Source organism: Vibrio sp. 947 (assembly GCF_033339115.1).
GTDB classification, from domain to species: Bacteria; Pseudomonadota; Gammaproteobacteria; order Enterobacterales; family Vibrionaceae; genus Vibrio; species Vibrio alginolyticus.
Genome location: NZ_JAWOTX010000003.1, coordinates 272,880 through 295,038 on the forward strand (window position 1 = coordinate 272,880; position 22,159 = coordinate 295,038).

General features: G+C 44.3%; 22 protein-coding genes. 11 read left to right on the forward strand and 11 right to left on the reverse strand.

The features are described 5' to 3' along the window. Window positions 1-45 precede the first annotated feature (45 nt). The 4 genes from R7Q39_RS05645 to R7Q39_RS05660 form a co-directional block, all read right to left on the reverse strand. On the reverse strand, window positions 46-684 hold the full coding sequence (locus R7Q39_RS05645) for a hypothetical protein (RefSeq protein WP_318075877.1): 639 nt from the start codon (window positions 682-684) through the stop codon (window positions 46-48). Window positions 685-767: 83 nt separating this feature from the next. Next, window positions 768-1,169, reverse strand: coding sequence for a hypothetical protein (locus R7Q39_RS05650; protein WP_318075878.1), 402 nt, complete (start codon window positions 1,167-1,169; stop codon window positions 768-770). Between the two features lie 477 nt (window positions 1,170-1,646). Beyond that, complete coding sequence (xseB, locus tag R7Q39_RS05655; RefSeq protein WP_031812593.1) at window positions 1,647-1,859, reverse strand: exodeoxyribonuclease VII small subunit; 213 nt, start codon at window positions 1,857-1,859, stop codon at window positions 1,647-1,649. Next, window positions 1,843-3,597: an exodeoxyribonuclease VII large subunit gene (locus tag R7Q39_RS05660; RefSeq protein WP_318075879.1), complete on the reverse strand. Its 1,755-nt coding sequence runs from the start codon at window positions 3,595-3,597 to the stop codon at window positions 1,843-1,845. Before R7Q39_RS05660 ends, xseB begins: the two co-directional genes overlap by 17 nt. A gap of 225 nt (window positions 3,598-3,822) precedes the next feature. Between R7Q39_RS05660 and R7Q39_RS05665 the strand changes: the two genes are divergently transcribed. The 7 genes from R7Q39_RS05665 to R7Q39_RS05695 all read left to right on the forward strand — a co-directional run bounded on the left by R7Q39_RS05665 (window position 3,823) and on the right by R7Q39_RS05695 (window position 13,279). After that, window positions 3,823-4,449: a restriction endonuclease subunit S gene (locus R7Q39_RS05665; RefSeq protein ID WP_318075880.1), complete on the forward strand. Its 627-nt coding sequence runs from the start codon at window positions 3,823-3,825 to the stop codon at window positions 4,447-4,449. 16 nt (window positions 4,450-4,465) lie between these two features. Continuing rightward, a complete protein-coding gene (locus R7Q39_RS05670) occupies window positions 4,466-5,983 on the forward strand; it encodes a type I restriction-modification system subunit M (protein ID WP_318075881.1) in 1,518 nt (505 codons plus the stop codon). After that, on the forward strand, window positions 5,973-7,223 hold the full coding sequence (locus tag R7Q39_RS05675) for a restriction endonuclease subunit S (protein ID WP_318075882.1): 1,251 nt from the start codon (window positions 5,973-5,975) through the stop codon (window positions 7,221-7,223). Before R7Q39_RS05670 ends, R7Q39_RS05675 begins: the two co-directional genes overlap by 11 nt. Window positions 7,224-7,301: 78 nt before the next feature. Continuing rightward, window positions 7,302-8,159 (forward strand): DUF6933 domain-containing protein, encoded by an 858-nt coding sequence (locus tag R7Q39_RS05680; RefSeq protein ID WP_318075883.1) that lies wholly within the window; start codon window positions 7,302-7,304, stop codon window positions 8,157-8,159. Between the two features lie 50 nt (window positions 8,160-8,209). Further along, window positions 8,210-11,476 carry an HsdR family type I site-specific deoxyribonuclease gene (locus R7Q39_RS05685; protein ID WP_318075884.1) on the forward strand — a complete coding sequence of 1,089 codons (3,267 nt, stop codon included), beginning with the start codon at window positions 8,210-8,212 and terminating at the stop codon, window positions 11,474-11,476. Beyond that, window positions 11,476-12,267 carry a SprT family zinc-dependent metalloprotease gene (locus R7Q39_RS05690; protein WP_318075885.1) on the forward strand — a complete coding sequence of 264 codons (792 nt, stop codon included), beginning with the start codon at window positions 11,476-11,478 and terminating at the stop codon, window positions 12,265-12,267. The genes R7Q39_RS05685 and R7Q39_RS05690 overlap by 1 nt, the downstream gene beginning before the upstream one ends. A gap of 298 nt (window positions 12,268-12,565) precedes the next feature. Beyond that, window positions 12,566-13,279 (forward strand): HNH endonuclease signature motif containing protein, encoded by a 714-nt coding sequence (locus R7Q39_RS05695; protein WP_318075886.1) that lies wholly within the window; start codon window positions 12,566-12,568, stop codon window positions 13,277-13,279. 141 nt (window positions 13,280-13,420) lie between these two features. Here the strand turns inward: R7Q39_RS05695 and R7Q39_RS05700 are convergent, their stop codons facing one another. Continuing rightward, window positions 13,421-14,041, reverse strand: a complete 621-nt coding sequence (locus tag R7Q39_RS05700) for a hypothetical protein (protein ID WP_318075887.1) — start codon at window positions 14,039-14,041, stop codon at window positions 13,421-13,423. A gap of 8 nt (window positions 14,042-14,049) precedes the next feature. After that, window positions 14,050-14,316, reverse strand: coding sequence for a hypothetical protein (locus R7Q39_RS05705; RefSeq protein ID WP_318075888.1), 267 nt, complete (start codon window positions 14,314-14,316; stop codon window positions 14,050-14,052). A gap of 416 nt (window positions 14,317-14,732) precedes the next feature. On the opposite strand from R7Q39_RS05705, the gene R7Q39_RS05710 reads away from it, so the two are divergent. After that, window positions 14,733-15,245 (forward strand): hypothetical protein, encoded by a 513-nt coding sequence (locus tag R7Q39_RS05710; protein WP_318075889.1) that lies wholly within the window; start codon window positions 14,733-14,735, stop codon window positions 15,243-15,245. A gap of 199 nt (window positions 15,246-15,444) precedes the next feature. On the opposite strand, the gene R7Q39_RS05715 is transcribed toward R7Q39_RS05710, so the two are convergent. Beyond that, complete coding sequence (locus R7Q39_RS05715; protein WP_318075890.1) at window positions 15,445-15,732, reverse strand: hypothetical protein; 288 nt, start codon at window positions 15,730-15,732, stop codon at window positions 15,445-15,447. Window positions 15,733-15,969: 237 nt separating this feature from the next. Between R7Q39_RS05715 and R7Q39_RS05720 the strand changes: the two genes are divergently transcribed. After that, window positions 15,970-17,298 carry an ATP-binding protein gene (locus R7Q39_RS05720; RefSeq protein WP_318075891.1) on the forward strand — a complete coding sequence of 443 codons (1,329 nt, stop codon included), beginning with the start codon at window positions 15,970-15,972 and terminating at the stop codon, window positions 17,296-17,298. Between the two features lie 70 nt (window positions 17,299-17,368). On the opposite strand, the gene R7Q39_RS05725 is transcribed toward R7Q39_RS05720, so the two are convergent. Further along, window positions 17,369-17,698: a hypothetical protein gene (locus R7Q39_RS05725; protein ID WP_318075892.1), complete on the reverse strand. Its 330-nt coding sequence runs from the start codon at window positions 17,696-17,698 to the stop codon at window positions 17,369-17,371. A gap of 301 nt (window positions 17,699-17,999) precedes the next feature. Between R7Q39_RS05725 and istA the strand changes: the two genes are divergently transcribed. Then, on the forward strand, window positions 18,000-19,532 hold the full coding sequence (gene istA, locus R7Q39_RS05730) for an IS21-like element ISVch3 family transposase (RefSeq protein WP_039425104.1): 1,533 nt from the start codon (window positions 18,000-18,002) through the stop codon (window positions 19,530-19,532). A 10-nt stretch (window positions 19,533-19,542) separates the two neighbouring features. Continuing rightward, complete coding sequence (gene istB / locus R7Q39_RS05735; RefSeq protein WP_193257227.1) at window positions 19,543-20,283, forward strand: IS21-like element ISVch3 family helper ATPase IstB; 741 nt, start codon at window positions 19,543-19,545, stop codon at window positions 20,281-20,283. 64 nt (window positions 20,284-20,347) lie between these two features. Here istB and R7Q39_RS05740 read toward each other — a convergent pair whose 3' ends face one another. From R7Q39_RS05740 to R7Q39_RS05750, 3 genes are all read right to left on the reverse strand, one after another. Further along, complete coding sequence (locus R7Q39_RS05740) at window positions 20,348-21,076, reverse strand: hypothetical protein (protein WP_318075893.1); 729 nt, start codon at window positions 21,074-21,076, stop codon at window positions 20,348-20,350. Window positions 21,077-21,365: 289 nt separating this feature from the next. Next, the gene (locus R7Q39_RS05745) at window positions 21,366-21,701 is read right to left on the reverse strand and encodes a hypothetical protein (RefSeq protein ID WP_318075894.1); all 336 of its coding nucleotides are present in this window, start codon (window positions 21,699-21,701) and stop codon (window positions 21,366-21,368) included. A gap of 61 nt (window positions 21,702-21,762) precedes the next feature. Beyond that, entirely contained in the window at window positions 21,763-22,047 is a 285-nt protein-coding gene (locus R7Q39_RS05750; RefSeq protein ID WP_176703755.1) for a GIY-YIG nuclease family protein, read from the reverse strand. Window positions 22,048-22,159: the final 112 nt, after the last annotated feature.

The following is a 22,159-nucleotide window of genomic DNA, read 5'->3' on the forward strand; positions in this document are numbered from 1 at the left end:
TAGCCGCACTGCTTACATGCAGCCAGCTTCCAGTAATTTTTATGACTATTTGATTATCTTGACGTCAAACCGATCGTCTTGATGTATCTCAAGGATCTTTGAAGGTATTTGAAAACGAAGTACTGAATCTTCCTTGAGAACGGTAGTCCAATTCTCTTGCCAGCCTCCCGAAGTCGCGCATCCTGAAATGAGCGCAACTTCGCTATCAATGCGAGCGCCTGAATCACGAGAAAAAGCTTTGCAAAGCGGGCGCCCCAGGAAATCAAGTCCTCTGGCACGTGCGCGAATTTCATCAAGGGCTGTAATCTCTACTGTAACAAGAGCGCTATTGTATATTTCATCCAGCTCTTCTACCTCATCAGCAACAAAGCCAGGAAATATCCATGCGTTTTGCTCTTTATCCCACGAGCCACCGAGCTTACGGCACTCTTTAACTAACTGAGAGTTGTAATCGGCCTTGAGCGACACTATGCCCTGCTCTGCTTGAGCCTCCGCGCTAGCGCTAAGTTTGTAAATTAAGTCGGTTCCATACTTAGATCGTACAGAGATATCTTCTACCGCTAGGCAGTGTTCACCAAGCTCTAAGTTTTCAGAATTCGAATCAATAAGCAGTTTACATTTGCGTTTGCTGTCTGTTTCTGCGGCGAAATATTTGCGGTTTCGTTTTAGTATATTGAGAATCATTATTATTCCTTTTTATTTATTAATCATAGTGTTGCATTCCCCTTAGTTGTTGTATCGATGCCCTACGAATAGGGCTTTGTTAATTAATCCTGTATGTCAGGACAAACTATCCTGTGTTTATCACGAGTGATTTTGTAAGCAATTTGCTCCTTGTACTTATCTAGATTGTGGATCTGGATATCTGCTGGAATCCCCGTATCACGACGAACGCCCACCAACTTCCAGCCTTTAGTGTTCCGAATTAAATCGACGAATGTGGCCTGTGGCACACCATTATAGGCACTAGCGACCTTGGTATAGACTGTAATACTAGCCTCGATACCTCGCTGATCATGCTTGTACAGTACGTCATCCAAACTCTGTTGAAGCGTGCTGACCTTCTTGTAAAAATTATTCAGTGATAACGTTCTGGCTCGTGCTCTTGATTGCGCTTTCTCGAGCTCTTCCTTTACTTTACGGATCTCTGTGTTTGATTTTTTTGTCATTGCAAAAAGCCTTTATATTGTTGTGATAGTTGTATTCTTATTATTGTTTTTGCCTTCGACACAAATAGTAACCTTAAAGAAACAAACACTTCAAGCCATTGATTTTATTGAAAATATTATAAATAATAATTAAATTACAGATTATTATTTATAATAGTAAAAAATCAGTAAAAATCACTATTATTCAGATAGTTACGACCAAGTTGAGTCAATATTTGTGAAAGTTGGTTCGAATGGATGCGATAAAATTAAATTACATTCATTTGACGTAGATCAATTTTAATTGTGTAGTCACAGCTTCTCAGTCTACAGTTGAAGGGATATTCAGAATGGTCTTGTAAGACTGTGCTTGACGGATTAGATACTGGAGGCCTTTAAAAATAATTCGAGGATTGCGTCAATCAGAGCCCAATGGCACTGCCCATTTTTGATTAGAGGTAAAGGCATTAGTAGCCTTTACCTCTGTATGTTTACATTTTACTGGCTAGAGCTCGCCTGCTGCTCTATCTCTTGCAGCATTTTTTCTACTTGCTGAATACGGCTCATGCAGTGCTGATAGGCTTCTGTTCCCTGTTTTACCAATGGAATGATGCGATCAACATCAGGGACATTTTGCTGAGAAAGCTCCTCTGCTGCTGCTTTAAGCTTCGAGTAATTATCCATGTAACTGCTGCTAGTTTGCTGGTTCATGTTGCGAATCCTTCTGGAACGAGTGGTTGGTTACCGTCGCACTGCCATCATGCAATTGGACTGTATACTGTTGATTATTTACAAGTTGTTGAGTGCTTTTAATTACGTGGCCTTCATCATCACACATCAGTGCGTAGCCACGTTCTAAAACTCTCTGAGGGTCATAGGCCTCAATTAATCGCTTGTCATTTCGGACTAAATCTTGGTGAGTAGCCAAAGCCCTATTGGCATTCACAAAGAGGACATTCTTGTCTTGTTGGATCTGATTTTGCTGGCCCTGTACATGCATACGCGCATACATAATCAATGAACTTGAGGCAGCAACCGTCTGATTACTGGCAATATCTATCGAGGTTTTGGAATACTGGCTCAAGCTGAGCCAAAATTGACGAGTTGCTTGCTTATGGTTGTGTACCTGATGTCTGGATAATTGCTTTAAGTCTCTGTAATCCGACAAAACATCTTGTTTCGCCAACATCACTATAGCTGTACTCGATTGTTTCATAATCTGCTGCTCCGCAAGGGCGGCAGATTTGGCACGGCTCAACGCGCCTTTTGATTGGTGAAACACTTGCTCATGAAGGCGATTAAGTCCCATACGTGAAGCATTTAGTTTCTGGTTTGCATTGGCACTCAGATATTGGAACTGTCGATTGACCATGTCACCGCTTTCTCTTACACGGTTATTGGCTCGTTCGAACAAGCGCTCCCCGAGCTCTACAGCGTTCTTCCGCCAACAACTTAGTGAGGCACTCTGCCCAATGCCAATGCGTTCTTTCTGGTGTGTAATTGATTGACGCTGTTGGTCACATATCGACTGCGCTATGTTTTGAAGAGTTGAATAGCTCGCACGAACAGATTGAGCATTTTGGATTATCGTATGTTTGATGTGATCAATGACTTTCGTCGGCGTCGCAAAGGCTTGATTAGCAAATTCATCAAGGATGACAGAATCCGTACTGTGCCCAATCCCTGTGAAAACAGGGTATGGACAGCGGCAAACCAACCGAGCAAGTCTAGGTTCACTGAGTTCGTTAAGGCCAGCCTTATCACCACCACCTCGAATCACGCATACTGCATCATAGGCATGTTCATTTTGAACCAGTTCAGTAAACGCCATCTCAATGGCTCTTATCCTAGCCTCACCTTGGAATGATGCGTAGAAATAGTCGAATTGACACAAGTCGTGCTGTTCAAGCAAGTGCGCTACACTGCGAAAGTCACTCAACCCAGCCGCATTTTGCGGTGCAATCACGGCAACCCTTGTAAACTCCGTTGGTGTTCTCAAGGACTGATTTAAGCCTGATTCCCTTTTATCTGCCAACCAGTTGCGGATCTGCTGTAGCTTTAGCTCAAATGCCCCAATCGTGTAACTGGGATTAATATCTACGATGGTCAAGTTGAGTCCATACTTGGTATGAAACTGAACTTCGACTAAACAAAGAATGCTCAAACCTTCAGAAAAGGTCATTTGAGTACTCCTTTCAAACGCGCCAATGATAGAGGTTCTATTTGACCAAACAACAGCACGCGCTTGAGATTCACTCCCACCGTCACTGTTATCGGATAGCTGCAAGTACAGATTACCAGAACGATTTCGATTTACACTGGTTATCTCTGCCGTCACCCAATGCCGACCAGGGACGCTACGTTTAATTACCGCGCTTACATGTGCTAATAACTGAGAAAGGGACTGCTCAGCACACCCCGATGCTTCCGCTTTCAATACATTCGACATTGCACATCCTCATCTCAGACTAGCTTTCAAAAACAACGGGAGCACTATATAGGAACACTAGCAACTAACTGCACCATTTATATACTGCAATAAATAATTTAGTTGCATATATGAGCAATGTCAAACTTATTTTTGCATCATGTGAATACTGTAATAATCTAATTGAAAGATTTGTTTAACCTGTCAAAATAAGCGCATTACTCAATATCGAAAGAATGTGTTGTCATGATCGAGGGAAAACGTACCTCACAATCTGTCGCTTTATCCGAGCTTGTCACGATTCAGGCTGGATATCCTTTTAGAGGGGCTATCCGAGATATCCCCTCGGGTGGTGTGCGAGCGGTACAAGCTAAGGACATTTCAGATCTGGGAGAGCTGGTAACCGATAACCTTATCGTTACCGATCTGACAGGAAAAAAACGACCTGACTGGCTACAACAAGGCGATGTGCTATTCAGTGCCAAAGGCGCAAGGCAACTGGCATGCTATGTGGGATCTGAACTGGAAAGTACCGTCTGCTCCCCTAGCCTGTTTCTGTTGCGTTTAAAGCCAGAACTCAAGGGTGTGGTAAATACACAGTTTATAACATGGCAACTAAACCAACCTCCTGCACAGAGTTACCTAAAACGTGGCTCTGAGGGGAGTTTACAGATCAGCATTCGCAAACCTGTGTTAGCCTCTACACCTATTGCACTGCCAAATATCGAGACACAAAACACGATTGCCAAACTCTATGAAGCCAGCATCAAGGAAAATGCACTGCTTCATAAGCTTATCAACAACCGTCAGCAGCAGCTTAATGCTATTGCTACTGACTTAATCCAGAATTCTAACCAATTAAAATCGAAGTAATTAAGGCTGGGAAACCATGGTAAATTCACCAATCAATCAAGATGAGATCAACAAAGCCGTATGGGCTGCCTGTGACACCTTCCGAGGTACAGTAGATCCATCCATCTACAAAGATTTCATCCTTACTATGCTGTTCTTAAAGTACATCTCTGACGTACACCAAGATAAGTTTGATGAGCTTTCCAAGCAGTTTGATGGCAATGAGCAGATGATCGCCGCCATGATGTCAAAACAGTCCTTCAAGATTCCAGCGGGAGCGACCTTCTGGGACTTATACGAAGCGCGTTTTGAAGCTGGCAACGGTACGCGCATAGATACGGCATTACACGCCATTGAAGAAGCCAACGGCACTAAGCTAAAGAACGTATTCCAAGACATCAGCTTTAACACCGACAAGCTAGGTGACGAAAAGCAAAAAAACGACATTCTACGTCACCTACTGGAAGACTTTGGCAAAGACACACTAAACCTACGCCCAAGCCGTGTGGGTTCACTGGACGTAATTGGCAACGCCTATGAGTACCTGATCAAACACTTCGCTGCTGGCAGCGGTAAATCGGCGGGTGAGTTCTATACCCCACCAGAGGTATCTGATCTTCTTTCCATAATCCTAGAGCCACAGCCAGGCGATAGCATCTGTGACCCATGCGCAGGCTCAGGCTCGCTACTAATGAAATGTGGTAAGCAAGTGCAAAAGAACTTTGCTGGTTCTAAGCAGTACGCGCTGTTCGGCCAAGAAGCGATTGGTTCAACGTGGTCACTAGCGAAGATGAACATGTTCCTGCACGGTGAAGATAACCACCGCATTGAATGGGGTGATACGATCCGTAACCCTAAACTACAAGATAAAGAAGGCGGTCTGCTCCACTTTGATGTGGTTACGGCGAATCCTCCGTTCAGCCTTGATAAGTGGGGCTTTGAAGATGCCGCTAACGATCACTTTGGTCGCTTCCGTCGTGGTATCCCACCAAAAACCAAGGGGGACTATGCGTTTATCTCACACATGATTGAGACACTAAAACCGCAAACAGGTCGTATGGGTGTGGTTGTGCCTCACGGTGTGCTTTTCCGCGCTTCATCAGAGGGTAAAATCCGTAAGCAGCTTATCGATGAAAACCTGTTAGAGGCCGTCATCGGTCTACCTGAAAAGCTATTCTTTGGTACGGGTATCCCTGCTGCGATCCTTATCTTCAAAAAGCACAAAGATGATAACAAAGTGCTGTTTATTGATGCCTCTCGTGAGTTCAAGTCGGGTAAAAACCAAAACCAACTTACGCCAGAGAACATCCAGAAGATTGTCGATACCTACAAGGCGCGTGAAACTACCGATAAATACTCATACCTAGCGACCCTAGAAGAGATTGCCGAGAACGACTACAACCTCAATATCCCTCGTTATGTGGATACCTTTGAGGAAGAAGAAGAGATCGACTTGGTTGCGGTACGTACTGAACGTTTAGCGCTACAAAATGAATTGGCTGACCTTGAAGCAGAAATGGCGGGTTACCTAGAGGAGTTAGGTTATGGTGCCTAATGGTTGGAAGAAAGGTGTCGTTGATGATATAGCAAAAGTAACATCAGGTGGAACTCCAAGCAGGAATAAAGATTCATACTGGAATGGGCATATACCTTGGGTAACAACTTCTGAGGTAAAGTTCGGCGTAATTACCGATACCGAGCAAAAAATAACGCAAGAAGGACTAGATAACTCATCAGCCAAATTATTTCCTGAAGATACAATTCTGATGGCGATGTATGGGCAGGGAAAAACCCGAGGTCAAGTAGCCAAATTAGGCATCGAAGCATCTACGAATCAGGCATGCGCAGCTTTGCTTTTGCACAAAGAGCACGATGTGGACTATTACTACCAATATTTAACTAGTCAGTATGAAAATATACGTGAGCTAGCAAATAGTGGCGGTCAGCAAAACCTTAGTGCTGGGATTATAAAAGATATTCACGTACCGATTCCCCCACTCCAAGAGCAACGCAAAATCGCCAAAATTCTCTCAACATGGGACAAAGCGATTGCCACCACTGAAAAGCTGATTGAAACCAGCAAGCAGCAGAACAAAGCCCTGATGCAGCAGCTTTTGACGGGTAAGAAGCGTTTGGTGAACCCTGAGACGGGCAAGGCGTTTGAGGGGGAATGGGAAGATAAGTACTTAAATGACTTTTCGAAAGTGATTGTAAGCCCTGTTGATAAAAAAACAGTTGAAGGTGAAATACCTGTAGAGCTGTGTAATTACACTGATGTTTACTACAACACAAACATCACCCAAAAACTTACTTTCATGAAGGCTACAGCCAAGCAGTCAGAAATAGATAAGTTTACGCTTGAAGTTGATGATGTGATTATAACCAAAGACTCAGAAACACCTGGAGATATAGCCGTCCCAGCTTTAGTTAGTGAGGACTTAAACGGGGTAGTTTGTGGTTACCACTTGGCTATTGTCAGAACAGATAAGCAACAAGCTAATGGTGCATTTATCAATTATTTGTTTTCCATGCCAAAAACAAGATATTACTTCTTCACATTGGCTACAGGCGCTACAAGATTTGGTTTATCGATTGGAGGCATAAATAAAGCTCACTTTCGCTTACCTCCCCTGCAAGAACAACAAAAAATCGCCTCAGTACTCACCGCTGCCGACAAAGAAACCGAAGTGCTTGAGACTAAGCTTGCTCACTTTAAGCAAGAGAAAAAGGCACTGATGCAACAACTCTTGACGGGTAAGCGCAGAGTAAAAGTGGATGAAGAAGTTGCGGCGTAAAGCGTCTCTTAACTGTTGGCCAAAGTGTGACGCCCTGCGTCACACTTTATTGCCGTTACCAAAACTAGGTATTACACAATGTTAGTGTTTAACTGCACCAAAGCCGCTGCGGACTTTTTCACCGTAAAACGCAATGGCAAAAAAGTCTCTCCATTAGAAGCGCCGCCAACGGATTCGGTCAGTGGCACTGAAGCCGCGAATGTGTTGAATACCCCAACAGTACCAATCAGTGCTTGGTTGGTGCATGCGGTCAACGTTCAACGCAAAAAGGTACTGATTGCCATGCATGTCGAAACCCGCTACGCCATGGTGTTTGTCGGCATTCAAAAAGGGGATTGGCTCGAATTTACTAATCAACTGCTGGAACGGCTGTTTAACAACATGCAGTTCTTTGGTGAAGAGTTCGAAATGTGCGATGAAGAGAGCTTCGAAGAGATGTTCAATGAGTTCATCAAACTTCATCCTAGACCTTTCTTTTGTCAACGCGGCGACCGCAGTGTACAAAGCCACATTAATGATGTCGCTTGGCAATTTGAAGACCGAGTGTACCGCATCGGCTCCCTACCCAAAGGGCATGAACAGTGCGCTGAATTTGATGAGTGGATCAACAGTTTAATTCGCTCGACCAAACAAAAGAAAGACTACTTTCACCCTGACGAAGAGATGTTCATTGATTGGATGCAGACCTACAGCGAATTGGGCGACAACGAGGACAAGCTCATCCGCCAGTTATTTGGATCTCTGCGTCGACAGATGATGCACGCTGAAATGGTTAAGCGTGGGATCCCAGATGACAGCTATCTGGACGAGATGAATGCGGAACTCAACCAAGCAATCGATGAATATTACCAAGAGATTGCCCCTGACACGCAGAGCGAAGACATTCCCAATAACGTTATCGACTTCAATCAAGCCAAAAAACGCAAACTACATTAAAAGTAAAAGCAACAATAAAAACAAAAACAACTCAATAATAAGGGACGACAATGTCAGGCAATTTACCCAACTTCCGAGAAGAACAAAGCGCGAAAATTCCCGCGTTAACCTTGCTCACCAACCTTGGCTATCAATTCATTCCACCGAACGAGTGTGTGATGAAACGTGGCAATTTTTCCACGGTCATTTTGCCTGATGTACTGCGTGATGTACTCAAACACAAAACCTTCTCGTTTATGGGTAAAGATCGCCACCTATCAGAAGCTGCGATGGATAAAATCGTCCATGAGCTTGCCAACCCTGCCATGAATGAAGGGCTAAAAGCGGCGAATGAAAAGCTGTATAACGCCCTCACCTACGGCATTAGCGTGACCGAGTTTGTGGAGGGTAAAAAAGCCAACCCAACGATTGATATCATTGATTGGCAAAACCCAGAAAACAACCAGTTCCACTTTACGGAAGAGCTTGAAGTCGAAAATGCGCATGGCACGGGTAAACGTATTCCCGATATTGTCTGCTTTGTGAATGGCCTGCCTTGGGTAGTGATTGAAGCCAAGCGCCCTGACTCATCTCATGAGGGCAAGCCGACGGTTGCCGAGGGTATCTCGCAAAACATCCGCAACCAAAAAGTCGATGAGATCCCACACCTATTTGCCTACAGTCAATTACTTATGTCGGTGAACGGAAATGAAGGCTTATACGGCACCTGCGGCACACCAAGTAAGTTTTGGGCGAAATGGAAAGAAGAACAGATCACCGATGCCACCTTTGCACGCCTTAAAAACGCACCACTGACGCCAGAACAGTTAGATAAACTGTTTGCGCACCGCCCAACCAAAGTACGTGATGAATACCTATCGCTGATTGCTGGCGGTGATTTAATGGTGACAGACCAAGACCGCTTGTTGGTGTCGTTGCTTCGCCATGACCGCCTACTGGAAATGACCCAGCTTTTCACCTTATTTGATAAAAAAGCGGGCAAAATCGTAGCGCGTTATCAACAGGTGTTTGGCATTAAAGCCCTGATTGATCGTGTTACTTCTTTCGATGAAAAGGGCGCACGTAACGGCGGCGTTATTTGGCATACAACAGGCTCGGGTAAGTCGTTCACCATGGTGTTTTTGTCCAAGGCACTGATTTGGATTAAAGAGCTCGCCAAGTGCCGTGTTGTTGTCGTTACTGACCGTGTTGATTTGGAAGATCAGCTTGCACGTACTTTTGCCTCTGGCGGTGCATTGTCAGAAAAAGATCGTAAAACGGCCATGGCTACCACAGGCCGCCGCTTAGCGGAGCAAATCGGCAAAGGCAACGAGCGCATCATCTTCTCCATCATCAACAAGTTTGGCACCGCGATTGAACTGCCAGAGTGTTATAACGACAGCCCAGATATGATTGTGCTGGTTGATGAAGGCCACCGCAGCCAAAACGGTGAGAACAACATTCGAATGCAACAAGCGTTGCCAAAAGCCGCTTACATTGGCTTTACGGGGACACCGCTACTGCAAGATGATAAGACAGAAAACAAGTTCGGTAAGATCATCCACTCGTATACCATGCAACAGGCGGTGGAAGACAAAACGGTAACGCCTTTGCTGTATGAAGAACGTGTACCCGAGTTAAGCACCAACGACAAAGCGCTCGATGCTTGGTTTGACCGCATCACTGATAAGCTGACCGAAAAGCAGCGTACCGACTTGAAGAAGAAGTTCGCTCAGAAAGGCCAAATCTATCAAACCGAAGGTCGTATTGAGCTTATCGCTCATGACATTTCTGACCACTTCCAAAACTTCAAACGCCAAGGTTTAAAGGGCCAGCTTGCTTGCGACTCAAAAGCCTCTGCCATCCAATACAAGAAGCTTCTTGACCAAATTGGCAAAGTGACTTCGGTTGTCGCTATGTCACCGCCAGACACCCGTGAAGGGCACGATACGGTCGATGGTGAAAGCAAAGACATGGTGCAAAATTGGTGGAAGGATAATGTCGGCAACGAAGATGAAAAAGCCTACACCAAACGCATCATTGAAGAGTTCGCCAAAGACGATGGCCCCGATTTGATGATCGTGGTGGATAAGCTTCTAACAGGCTTTGATGAACCAAAGAACACTGTGCTGTACATCGATAAGCCGCTGAAACAACATAACCTTATCCAAGCCATCGCTCGTGTGAACCGTCTGCATCAGAAAAAAGAGTTTGGTTACCTCATCGATTACCGTGGCATCTTAAAAGAGCTCGATGCCACCATTGCGGACTACCAAGACTTGGCCGAGCGCACCCAAGGTGGTTTTGATATCGATGACCTTAAAGGCTTATACAGCCGCATGGATACTGAATATAAGAAGCTGCCAGGGCTTTATAGTGAGCTATGGGCAATTTTCGCTGAAGTGCCAAATAAACAAGATGGCCCTGCTCTGCGTCAGGTTCTTGCACCAAAGATTGACACTATTGAAGGACAGCTCACCGATACCAATCAGAAGAAGCGTGAAGACTTCTACGCAACGTTAACGGCTTTCTCCAATTGCCTAAAAGTTGCTCTGCAATCCGCCACCTACTTCGAAGATAAAAGCTTCGACGATAAACGCGAACTCTACAAAAAAACACTTAAGTCTATGGCTGAACTGCGCAAGCAGGTACGTGAAGATGCCGAGGAAACCATTGATTACGACGAGTACGCTGAGAGTATTCGCACCATGTTAGACAAGCACATCGGTGGCGTTGAGATCCAAGAGTCTAAAGGCGCGTATCTGGTAGGTAGCATGGGTAAAGATGTTAAGCCAGAACAACTGAGTGATGATGAAGCGCGTAACAAAAAGGACGCGATCACAGGTCGTGTCACTAAGATGATTGAGCAAGACCTTGCCGATGACCCATACGCCCAAGAATACTTTTCGAAGCTGCTGAAACAAGCGATTCAACAAGCCAAAGAGATGTTTGATGCGCCTGTTAAGCAATATCTCCTATTTGCTGATTTTGAACAGCAAGTGAAGGAGCGCAAAGTCGAAGGAATGCCAACAGATCGCTTCGCAGAGCTAGACCCCAAAATTAAGCGTCATGTACAAGCCTACTTCGGTCTGTTTTTGAAACATGAAACAGCAGGGGCACAGCTCACTGAAGATCAATACTTTAATTACGCGTTAGAGATTGACGAGAAAGTGCGCAAGGCAGTCGCGGAGTTTTCTATCAACCCTGTAGAAATCGAAAACCAGATCAGCCTTGAGATTCTTCCGTTACTGTTTGCCGATCTTGGCGTCGATAAGGCTCAGATCTTGGTCGACGAAATTGTGCAAATCACTCGATTAGGTTTGGCAGGTCACCATTAATGACATCGGTCAGCTCAATCGAGCGCAACAACGAGGAATACAGCTTCGTCTATGGCGATGAGGCTGTCAGCTATGAAGTCGTTCGTAAACCAATCGTGCAAGCCACTTCGGAGCAAAAAGTAAGGCGTAAAATCACAATTAAGGTTCATCCTAATTGTGAGGTGGTCGTCACCGCCCCTGAAGACGCTGAGCGCGAAGATATTCATCAAGCCGTGATGAAGCGTGCTAAGTGGGTTTATGATGCGCTTAAAGAGTTCAGAGGCCACTTGGAGTATGTACAACCTAAGCAATACATCAGCGGTGAAATGCAGTTCTACCTCGGTCGCCGCTACGTATTAAAAATCGTCGAAGATGCCGATGCCCTGCCCTCAGTAAAAATGACACGCGGCAAATTACTGGTCACCTTGACCAGGTTTAACGAAGACAAAACCGCCATGGTTCGAGCGCTAGTAAAGAACTGGTACAAGGTTCGCGCTGAGCAGGTGTTCCATGAACGTCTATCGGAGTTACTGCCCCAAGCTAAATGGGTTGAAGGCATCCCCAGCTTTCGGGTTCTGCCAATGACAAAGCAATGGGGAAGCTGCTCAGCCAAAGGGAGCTTAATGCTCAATCCACACCTCATCAAAGCGCCAAAAGAGTGCATTGATTATGTGATTTTACATGAGCTTTGTCATATCGCAGAACACAACCACAGCGAGAAGTTTTGGCGGTTACTCAGCAGCGTGATGCCGAACTGGAAAGAAGTCAAAACTCGCTTAGATGGCATGGCTGAGCTCTACCTTAATGAATAGCTAAGCCCTGTTAACTCTCAACAGCCCTCAGACTAACCCTCTAGCCTGAGGTTTCTTACCAATTCTTAACCATATTAAGAATTCTTAAACTCTATAGGAATGAATAAGAAGTACCCCATGAACTGCGTTCATGAACCAATCGACTCTCTTCAAAGCGAAGCTTTGGTTTAGCCACTTTTTGATATTTATATATAAATGGAGAAAGTGGCCTATTCGTTATCGATGGTAAACAACTGAATTTGTCCATAAAACGATGTAGATTATACCCATTCTTTATTGGTTACTGGAAAACGACGCCATGAAACGAAACAGCTTAGATACGCACCTGTTATCAATTGCTCAAGGGATGATAGAAAGTGGATTTAACATCTACATTCACCATCAACCCAAACATAACAACAGGCGTTGGGGTATTAGGCGACACGACTTTTCAACTCAGTCTACTGCTTGGGTATCACCTAAATCGAATAGTAATGAGTTTAACATCAAGCTCACAGGTGACTTTCGAAGGTTCGACTTACAGCTAAGTAAATTAGCTCTTCGTCAACGAAGCGAACAGAATTTGACGGTTTACTACTTCGAGATCAACTCAGCAGAAGAAATATTTGCAACCCTTGCCCCGCATAAGAAACCATCAATCGAAAATAGTTCTCATATAGATTACATCAATCAGAATCTAGAGAGCGCCATCAATCATGCACTGTTGGATACTCCTGAAAACAGAGCGAAGAGATTATCTCAAGCCTCGGAGTATCCAGAGAAAGTTCAAGCGACAATAACTGTTTTCAAAAGAAACCCTGATGTCGTGGCTGAAGTATTACTCAGAGCGAAAGGTACATGCGAACGATGTAAGTCACCCGCACCTTTCACTAGAAAAAGTAATCAGACCCCTTACTTAGAGGTACACCATATCATCAGGCTTGCCGATGGAGGTAAAGACACTATTGAAAATACTCTAGCACTTTGTCCCAACTGTCATAGAGAGCTTCACTTTGGGGCTGGTACAGACTAAGCCACAAAGCTGGCCCTTTTTTCACACTCAGATGGTTACTGCTGTAACTGAGCTTTAAAAAGCCGAATTAACCACTTATATAAGCAAATGTGATGCTTACAGAGCTTGCTACTATTTGCGAGAGTCATTAAGTTTGGTTTTTCATTGGGCCTTTATCACGTGGCAAGGAGTACTTAAAATTTCTATATCGTTACTCCACCCCGACCTGAGTGCAGCAGCCCCCACAAGAGACAACACAGTTTTTTCATCAATTGCATTGGAGGCCTCAAAGTCTGATAGTGAGTTTAAGAACGTATTGATGCCGATGACCGCATCATCTGAATGGCTCACACCTTTGGCACCAGCAGTTACAAACGCTTCCCATAAAAAAACAGCATCAGTTTCCTGAAATTTCTTCCAAGAAAACTCTGCGTTTGGAGACCAGCCTAGCAGCTCATTCAGTCTGTTCATAACCCACAGAGCTTCTACGAGCCCCGTGGCTAATGCGCCAGTACCAGCCCCTGCACTCCAACTTCTATTCCCCTCTCCGAACCTAGCCGAATTCACTCTTTTAGGATCTTGTCGCATAGGAACAAAAAGGGGACACTCAAAGCCAAGAGCAACCTTTTCGTTTCGTAAAATCGATTTAGAAATCAACACCGTGAATGATTCGATATCAGTGCCTGTGATAATCTCAGCTTGACCCCATAGTTTTGCAGCCCACCCAAACTTCTTGGCACTGATTGAACCAACATCAGCGCAAAAAACTGATAAGTTATCCATCACTCCCCCTATACATTACTACTGGCGTGCCCAGTGTTAGTTTCACTCATCCAATCACAAATCATAAAGATTGCACCAGTGGCTGCTCCTACATCCAGGCTTCCTTCAACGAAAACCAGTTCATAATCCTGTGATGACTGACCAGCATACCATTTGTCTTGCTTTACCGCTTTTTCCCACCACTTCAGGAATAGCAGTTCTACAACATAGGTACCCCATGAGCTGCGCTCATGAACCAATCGACTCTCTTCAAAGCGAAGCTTTGGTTTAGCCACTTTTGGATATTTATATATAAATGGAGAAAGTGGCCCTCCCTTTATCAAATGAGTAATGGCTTAAACAGCTTTAGAGCAATCACCCACAATTTAGAGACCTAGATCACATCTAAGAATTTTTTGCTTACTCAGCCTTGTCGATGAAATTTTACTGACTAAGTTAATTGCATCCAAAGACTACTCTTTGGTGTTCAGATATGCCTTCTATTGATTCGTGTATCCGACTGTTAATAAAAATACTAATAACCAAACGCTCGATTCGTCGAGTAAGTGTGAACTGTATTTTTATTGGCAAATTGGAGACATGATGAACAACTCAGCAATCAAATTCAGACATTCAATTCGACACTGCTTAACAGCGGTGGATTTGTCGTGCCAGTTTTCTAGTAATCTTTCAACAAAAAGAGCGATACACAATGATTAAATTTAACATCAGCGAACTTCCGCAAGTAGCCTACCTTACCAACAACTTACGCTCGAATTCATGCTTAGAAATCATGGATAAACAGCCAACCAACTCAGGTTTTATCAAAGCTCCAAAGTTGGTTTGTTACATGCTCACGATAACGTTAATTAACACGCTAGAAATCACCGATTTCGATTTCAGACACAATCAATTTAGTTTCACTACTGCTGATTTTGAAAGAATTGATGAGCTTTTTGAGCTCTACTCATCTATGTTCTATAGCCATTCACAATACCTTGTTATCCAATATGAAGACCAAGGTGGTTACCCACGATTTAGATTTGAGTTCGACGTTTCACTAAAGCAGCAAATAATAAATGACTTCAAAGAGCATCGTAAGAATTTGGATCTTCTTCAAATCGCGAGTGCCATTATCGTAGATGCATTGAGCATTCGAAAGTTTGCAGGTCATCTGGAGGTCATTAATCGCCTTGGGGCTTTACCAGAGATGTCTGCGTACTGAAGTGAGACTACGCTTACAACACAGAGAAGTTATTAAAATCAGGAAAAGTCTCTAGCAATGGTAAACCATGAGCATAGCTCATGAAGAGGTCGACTTAATTCAAAGCGCCAGCTTTGGTTAGCTTTGAGCCAGGCCACTTTTTCATTTTTATATATAAACAGAGAAAGTGGCCATTTTTGAAGAGCAGGAATCTAATCTATCACTCCAAGCTTTCCGTTGAGTACCCTTGCTCTTCTGCGAACTGTTTGACTATCTCTTCGCCTATATCAATGTATGGTGAGTAGCGGCAATGCAACATAATGAGCCCCCTATCATTATCAACCACAGCACGAATGTTGTTCATGCCATTGTCTATAGCAAATTGATCAGGATTCCACTCACACTGAACAGCACAGGGGGCATTGAACATTGTTTGGGCCAGTTGGTCTAGTACCAATGGCGTATTCATTTGCTCGGTTACAATTAAGGCGGTTTTGCAATATGGCATCGTTTTCCTTCAGCGAAGATTCCTGAGTTTTCAAAATACCAGACAAGTATGGTTTTGTAGAGAGCCCGTCGTTCTAAGGGCGAGCTTAGATGCCCAACGTGAAAATTTACCCCAGTTTTATGCACACTTAAAAGAACTACAATACACTTTTATGCGCCAATAATGATTTGACTTTGCATTTTTGTGCGCATTAAGGTGTAATTATATATGCTCAAAGCTTTTAAATAGGATGCCTCGGTGAATCGGAAACATCTGCAAAAACTAATCGCGTGGAAAAATAGCAAAACCAGGAAACCTCTACTCATTGAAGGGGCTAGGCAAACAGGCAAGACATTCCTATTGCAAGATCTTCTCGGCAGAGAATTTAAAAAAGTTCTAAAAATCGATTTTTTAGAAAGCCCTCAGTTAATGGAAGCTTTCTCTGGGTCTCTAAACCCAAAGGCCATCATTACTAACATTGAGCTCCTAACTGGAGAAGCCTTCAATTTAGACACAGATCTTCTCATTCTGGATGAGATTGGCGAGTGCCCGAGAGCCGTTACCTCCCTCAAATACTTCGCAGAACAAGCCCCAGGGGCATATATCGCAGCTTGTGGCTCTACTGTTGGTCTTCTTACATCATTCCCCGTAGGCAAAGTCGAGCAACATTGTTTAAGACCTTTAAGCTTCAGAGAGTTTGTCTGGGCGTCGGGTGAAAAAACATTGCAAAAAGCTTTTGAACAACAGCTTAACTCGCCAGTTGCACACGCCAAACTAACTGACCTTCTGAATGACTACTACTTCGTCGGCGGCCTGCCTGAAGCCGTTAAAACATGGTTCGAAAACTCCGAAACCAGTATTCTTCAACGAATAGAAGCTGTCTCTGAAGTCCACAGAAGACTAATTGAAGATTACATGCATGATTTCAGACAACACTCTGGTAGCGTTAACGCTATGTTACTTGAGTCTGTATTTCGAAGCATCCCAGCCCAACTCTCATCAGTTCATGACAAGTCAGTAAAGCGCTTCAAGTTTAAAGGTGTCCACGAGAGAAAATCACGTTATGCAGAATACGAAAGCGCCATTACTTGGCTTCAAAAGCGCCAGTTGGTGTTAAAGAACTACCCTATTGAGGGGCAGCTAAAGGCTCCACTCGTCGCACATATAAAAGAAAATACATTCAAATTGTATCTACTTGACGTCGGTCTACTACACCATTTGCTGGACACGAGTTACCTTGAGATCAAACGACAAGGCCATGAATACAAGGGGTATATTGCTGAAAGCTTTGTTCACCAGGAACTAGCGTCGTTGGGCATTGAACCAACTTTTTCATGGAGCGATGCTAGAGCCGAGATGGAGCTCATCATCAGCGACGAGCTTGGTCGCATTATTCCTGTGGAGATCAAAAGTAGTAATCGCACCCGCGCGAAATCGCTGCCATCTTACATAACCAAGTGCAGCCCACACAAAACTATCAAACTAACGGGTACTCAAGGTTCCGCTGAAAGCGAGTCCCAACACATTGAAATGCCACTGTATTTCACAGAGTTTTTAATGAAACACCTAAGAAATATCGAAGGCTGAGGGTTGTTTCAAACATTTGAACAAAGCTGTGCCAATATCCATATGATTGCAAGCCAAACAAATTGATCAATCAACAATCAATATCAGGAAATACTACCCTTTCGTATTCGAGTACTTCTGCTTCAACTATAGACCAAACAGTCACTTCGTCTCCTGATACATCAAATACTTTGCCATGATTTTTGGAAGAGATGGACTTCATTTGATCAAAGTTTGATTGAAAACTCTTTATGTTCGGCAGTTGATTCCGCATCATCGATACTGTGACTCGGTCACTCCCATATCGCCTTAACTTAAGGAAAGCATTAAGAATCTGCGCATTGATTTGATGCTGATTTACTGCCCATTTCTTCAGCTTTCTCGCAACTTTCTCTTTTTCTCTAACAACCTCATAAGACATAGAACTACTTGTAGTTTCATGATCTCCAGAGCGAATACCATGAGCGTCGCAAGTTGCACTTCGCTTATGGATGCATATTTCGGAGCATTCCGATCAGTCATTTCGGGATTATCCGATCACCCATTTCGGTTTAAACCGATCACTGATTCCGCGATTATCCGATCACTTTTAGCCTAACTCCGAAATCGGTGATCGGAATAGCGAAAACCGCGATCGGAATGCCCGAAATCCTTCCTTTTTCTCTTTTAAATCAATCACTCGCTATTCTTTACTTCTTAAACAAGAACGTAAGGAAGCGACCATGGCTAAAAAGAGAACTCCAATGAACAAAATTAAAGAGGTATTACGCCTGAAGTACGACTGCGGTCTCTCAAATCGCAGCATCGCTTCTTGCCTTAAACTCGGGCCGTCCACCATCTCGGAACTCCTCACTCGCTTTAAACAAAGCCAACTTGGCTGGCCTCTACCCGAAGGTTGCAGTGACACAGAACTCACTCAGGTGTTGTATCACGGCAAGAAAGCCTGTCGCGATAAGGTGATGCCAGACTTTACGCAATACGCTGTCGAACTCAGACGCAAAGGCATGACGAAGATGCTGCTCTGGCAGGAATATCATGAGCAATATCAAGAGCAGGCCTACGCTTACACTCAGTTCTGTGAACACTTCACTCGTTGGTTCAAAACCCAAAAGCGCAGTATGCGTCAGCTCCATGTGGCAGGTGATAAGCTGTTTATCGATTACTGTGGGCCTCGGCTTCAGGTAGTCAATCCTGACACAGGCGAAGTGCGCGAAGCAGAAGTGTTCGTAGCAAGCTTAGGCGCGTCCAACTACACCTATGTGGAAGCCTTCCCCAGCCAAGGGAAGTCTTACTGGTTAGAGGCGCATGCCAATGCCTTCGAGCACTTCGGTGGCGTCCCCCATCTCTTGGTCCCCGATAATCTACGCAGCGCGGTCACCAAAGCGAATCGTTATGAGCCGAGACTGAACGACAGCTATCAGAAACTGGCGAATCACTATCAAACCGCCGTAATGCCAGCTCGCCCCTACAAACCGAAAGACAAAGCCAAGGCAGAGAATGCCGTCCTCCTAGTGGAACGTTGGATCATGATGCGACTTCGCCATCAAACCTTCCATACCTTCAAAGAGCTGAACCTCGCCATCCGTGAGCTTATGAATGACTTAAACGAACGTGAGATGAAGCAGTATGGTGCGAGCCGCAAAGCACTGTTCGACAAACTCGATAAACCCGCGTTAAAGCCCCTTCCTAAACAGCGATATCTCTATACCGAAACCAAGCGAGCCAAAGTTGGGCCTGATTATCACATCGAATATCGCCGTCACTACTACTCGGTTCCCCATCAACTGGTTGGCCACCATGTCGAGCTGGAAGCCTCCAACCGTCTGGTGCAGATCTACCACCAAGGTAACTTGATCGCTCAACATCCACGCAGCCAAAGGGAACGTGGAAACAGCACTCAACCAGAGCACATGCCGAGTAACCATCAACATCAAAAGTGGTCGCCTGGACGCTTGCTCAACTGGGGAGCCAATATCGGCCCAGCCACACGAGAGGTCGTCAATAAGATGCTGAACGCCAAACCTCATCCAGAGCAGGCCTACCGTTCCTGTCTTGGGCTGCTCAATCTGAGTAAAACCTATGGCGAGTCGCGCCTAGAACAAGCCTGTAAAGATGCATTGATGCTGACAAAACCCAATTACACCTTCGTCAACAATCTACTCAAGAACAATCGTGAAGGACAACTGAGTAAAGATAAAGCGAATACGCCGAACCTTGTTCACAGCAATGTTCGTGGCCCGAACTGTTATCACTAGGAGAAAGGATATGAACGCACTGAATGACCAACTCAAAACCCTGCGCTTAAGTCATGCGGCGAAAGCGTTAGAGCAGCAACAAGAGCAACTGACCACCTACGCAGAGCTGGACTTCGAGGAGAGGTTAAGCCTACTTCTGGAAAGTGAAATCTTGAATCGCAATCAAACCAAAATCCAACGCCTGAAACGACAAGCCAAGCTGAGAGTGGATGCTCAGCCGAGCCAACTTATTTACAAGGAGGGACGAAACATCAACCGCAAGCAGATGAGCGAACTGCTAACGGGGGGCTATCTGCACAAGCACCAGAACATCTTGATCACAGGCCCAACAGGCGCAGGTAAAACGTATCTTGGTTGCGCACTGGCAACCAGCGCCTGCGACCAACAGCAAACGGTCAGATACTACCGATTAACTCGCTTGCTCGATGACCTGACCGCAGGTCGTCTGGATGGTAGTTATCAAAAGCAACTTCAATCGTTGGCTAAGAAAGCTCTACTGATCCTCGACGACTGGGGGATGGAGAAACTGACTCAAGAACATGCAGGTCACTTGTTAGAAGTGCTTGAAGACCGCTACCAAAACAGCAGCACAATCGTCATCAGTCAACTACCCGTAAAGGAGTGGTACAACATGATCGGCAACGCCACCGTCGCTGACGCTCTCATGGATCGTCTCGTTCACAATAGTCATCGAATAGAACTGGGAGGCGAGTCAATGAGAAAACTGGCGCAATCCGATCACTTAGAGTAAAAATAGGAAGAGAGAAAAACGGCAGGATCAGGTGATCGGAATAAACCGAAACGAGCGATCGCAATCACCGAAATACGCAATGGAAAGAGTTAACTCCATCTTCATTTACAAAATCGTTTGTATGGATGGACTCGTCGTTCGAGGAGTCTGAACTTTGAGACTCTTCATTACCGTTATCATCCTCTCCCTGTAGAATATGCGCTGTAGCTAGAGTGCCAGATTCTTCTTGCTCCATACAAAGTAGGGCTAAAACAGAATGGTGTATAGATGTAGGCTCTTCACATTCAAACATTAACACCGCCCCTCTTGAGGGCGTCAAAACAAACCCATTAGCAAAGACTTCCAACTTTGCCAATGATGTCCAGGTAAATCGTTTAGAACTCGTGGTTGATGTGCAGATTATTGCTTGATTGGATATAGTAACTAGGGCCTTGTCATCCTTCACCCAGTCTTTATTTGCGTGCAGTTGTCCCACTCCAGCATTGTACGTCAACCCTTTAGCAATTCTCATTCGGTATCGGAACCCATGCCCTGCGACTCGACCAGTCGACTTGTATCGATATAAATCAAAACTTGCTTCTTCAAGCATATACTCATTACGCTTACTGCGAATCTCTGAATCGATAGGCCTAATTCCGAGTTCTAGATACTCATTCACCTTTTGATTAATTCGCCTAGAGCTGCGGTTTATCTCTTCCTGCCGATTTTTTTCTGCTGTACGACGAAAGCTTGAAAGGCTAAGTGAAATCAATACCCCAGCAATAAACAGCATCACTAGACTAAAGCCATCCATACTTACGCTTCCTGACTAATAAATTTAATTGTAGTCAAAAATCAGAATCAGATTAATCAGAACCCCCTTGATGCTTGTCGAAGTCGCCGTCAACACGTCCTTGGACAGAAATGGGTTTCCTTTTCTGATAGTTTAAGAATCATCGGATAAGCTCTGGTAGGACAAACCTGTGACAAGGCTCCACAAAGCAAAAACACTCAGGAGACAACCAACGCACAATTCCTTCCAAAAAGTGGCTTAAAATAAAGCGCTTGTAGCGTAGAGTTTAATCTTTATTTGTTAAGTGTAATCACCATGCTGGTTCGACTTTCTTGCATGTCCCAAAACGTACTTCTTCTTGATTTGTAAGAGTCGCGGAATACTCGTACTTATTGATAGAGAACGTGTAGCCAATGTGCTGAAAGGTAACTTCTGATTGGTTCGTGAAATCAGCGTGAATATTAGTATTGCCCAAAATCACCATTTTATTATCGGGTTCAATGAAAACGGAAAATTGGTAAGGTGATTTTTCGCAATTCTTTACGTACGCATTGCACTTTGTACTCACATCACATTGAAGGTTAACGCCAGCAATTGCTGGCATCATTGTGAACATTGTAACTAACAATACTGATTTTTTGTTCATGCTAAAGTTGCCTATTCACATTGAGCTAAGTTAAGTTCCGCCAACTCAAAAAGGATATCTTTCATTTGTACTTGGGCCATCGGTTATACCCTATATCAGGGTTGTTAGAGTTGTACTGACGAATCAGCTCAGCTTCCTTCTTGTTGACCTCATCAGCGCTGTCAGAAAAGAAGATGATTTCACGGTGAATAGTCATATTCATCCGTTCTTCAAAGCTGAAATCCTCAGCGATTACATCACTTTTAGCACTTCCCCAGTAATTTATACTATTTGTGAGATCTTTCCCGATGTAGATCTTCCCGTTTGGGTATGTAATTTTATAGATAACCTTACTATTACTATCCATATTGACCTTCAAGGAAACAAGCTATGTAACATGAGCTTCTAACATTGGAAAAAGTTGGTCAACACAATCGTGCTTGTTTAATGAAGAGCATCTACTCTAAGTTGTTTTGGGG

Excerpts from the sequence above, each read along its gene's own strand:
- R7Q39_RS05645 (WP_318075877.1), bottom strand. The coding sequence starts at position 684 with ATGATTCTCAATATACTAAAACGAAACCGCAAATATTTCGCCGCAGAA.
- R7Q39_RS05650 (WP_318075878.1), bottom strand. The coding sequence starts at position 1,169 with ATGACAAAAAAATCAAACACAGAGATCCGTAAAGTAAAGGAAGAGCTC.
- xseB (WP_031812593.1), bottom strand. The coding sequence starts at position 1,859 with ATGAACCAGCAAACTAGCAGCAGTTACATGGATAATTACTCGAAGCTT.
- R7Q39_RS05660 (WP_318075879.1), bottom strand. The coding sequence starts at position 3,597 with ATGTCGAATGTATTGAAAGCGGAAGCATCGGGGTGTGCTGAGCAGTCC.
- R7Q39_RS05665 (WP_318075880.1), top strand. The coding sequence starts at position 3,823 with ATGATCGAGGGAAAACGTACCTCACAATCTGTCGCTTTATCCGAGCTT.
- R7Q39_RS05670 (WP_318075881.1), top strand. The coding sequence starts at position 4,466 with ATGGTAAATTCACCAATCAATCAAGATGAGATCAACAAAGCCGTATGG.
- R7Q39_RS05675 (WP_318075882.1), top strand. The coding sequence starts at position 5,973 with ATGGTGCCTAATGGTTGGAAGAAAGGTGTCGTTGATGATATAGCAAAA.
- R7Q39_RS05680 (WP_318075883.1), top strand. The coding sequence starts at position 7,302 with ATGTTAGTGTTTAACTGCACCAAAGCCGCTGCGGACTTTTTCACCGTA.
- R7Q39_RS05685 (WP_318075884.1), top strand. The coding sequence starts at position 8,210 with ATGTCAGGCAATTTACCCAACTTCCGAGAAGAACAAAGCGCGAAAATT.
- R7Q39_RS05690 (WP_318075885.1), top strand. The coding sequence starts at position 11,476 with ATGACATCGGTCAGCTCAATCGAGCGCAACAACGAGGAATACAGCTTC.
- R7Q39_RS05695 (WP_318075886.1), top strand. The coding sequence starts at position 12,566 with ATGAAACGAAACAGCTTAGATACGCACCTGTTATCAATTGCTCAAGGG.
- R7Q39_RS05700 (WP_318075887.1), bottom strand. The coding sequence starts at position 14,041 with ATGGATAACTTATCAGTTTTTTGCGCTGATGTTGGTTCAATCAGTGCC.
- R7Q39_RS05710 (WP_318075889.1), top strand. The coding sequence starts at position 14,733 with ATGATTAAATTTAACATCAGCGAACTTCCGCAAGTAGCCTACCTTACC.
- R7Q39_RS05715 (WP_318075890.1), bottom strand. The coding sequence starts at position 15,732 with ATGCCATATTGCAAAACCGCCTTAATTGTAACCGAGCAAATGAATACG.
- R7Q39_RS05725 (WP_318075892.1), bottom strand. The coding sequence starts at position 17,698 with ATGTCTTATGAGGTTGTTAGAGAAAAAGAGAAAGTTGCGAGAAAGCTG.
- istA (WP_039425104.1), top strand. The coding sequence starts at position 18,000 with ATGGCTAAAAAGAGAACTCCAATGAACAAAATTAAAGAGGTATTACGC.
- istB (WP_193257227.1), top strand. The coding sequence starts at position 19,543 with ATGAACGCACTGAATGACCAACTCAAAACCCTGCGCTTAAGTCATGCG.
- R7Q39_RS05740 (WP_318075893.1), bottom strand. The coding sequence starts at position 21,076 with ATGGATGGCTTTAGTCTAGTGATGCTGTTTATTGCTGGGGTATTGATT.
- R7Q39_RS05745 (WP_318075894.1), bottom strand. The coding sequence starts at position 21,701 with ATGAACAAAAAATCAGTATTGTTAGTTACAATGTTCACAATGATGCCA.
- R7Q39_RS05750 (WP_176703755.1), bottom strand. The coding sequence starts at position 22,047 with ATGGATAGTAATAGTAAGGTTATCTATAAAATTACATACCCAAACGGG.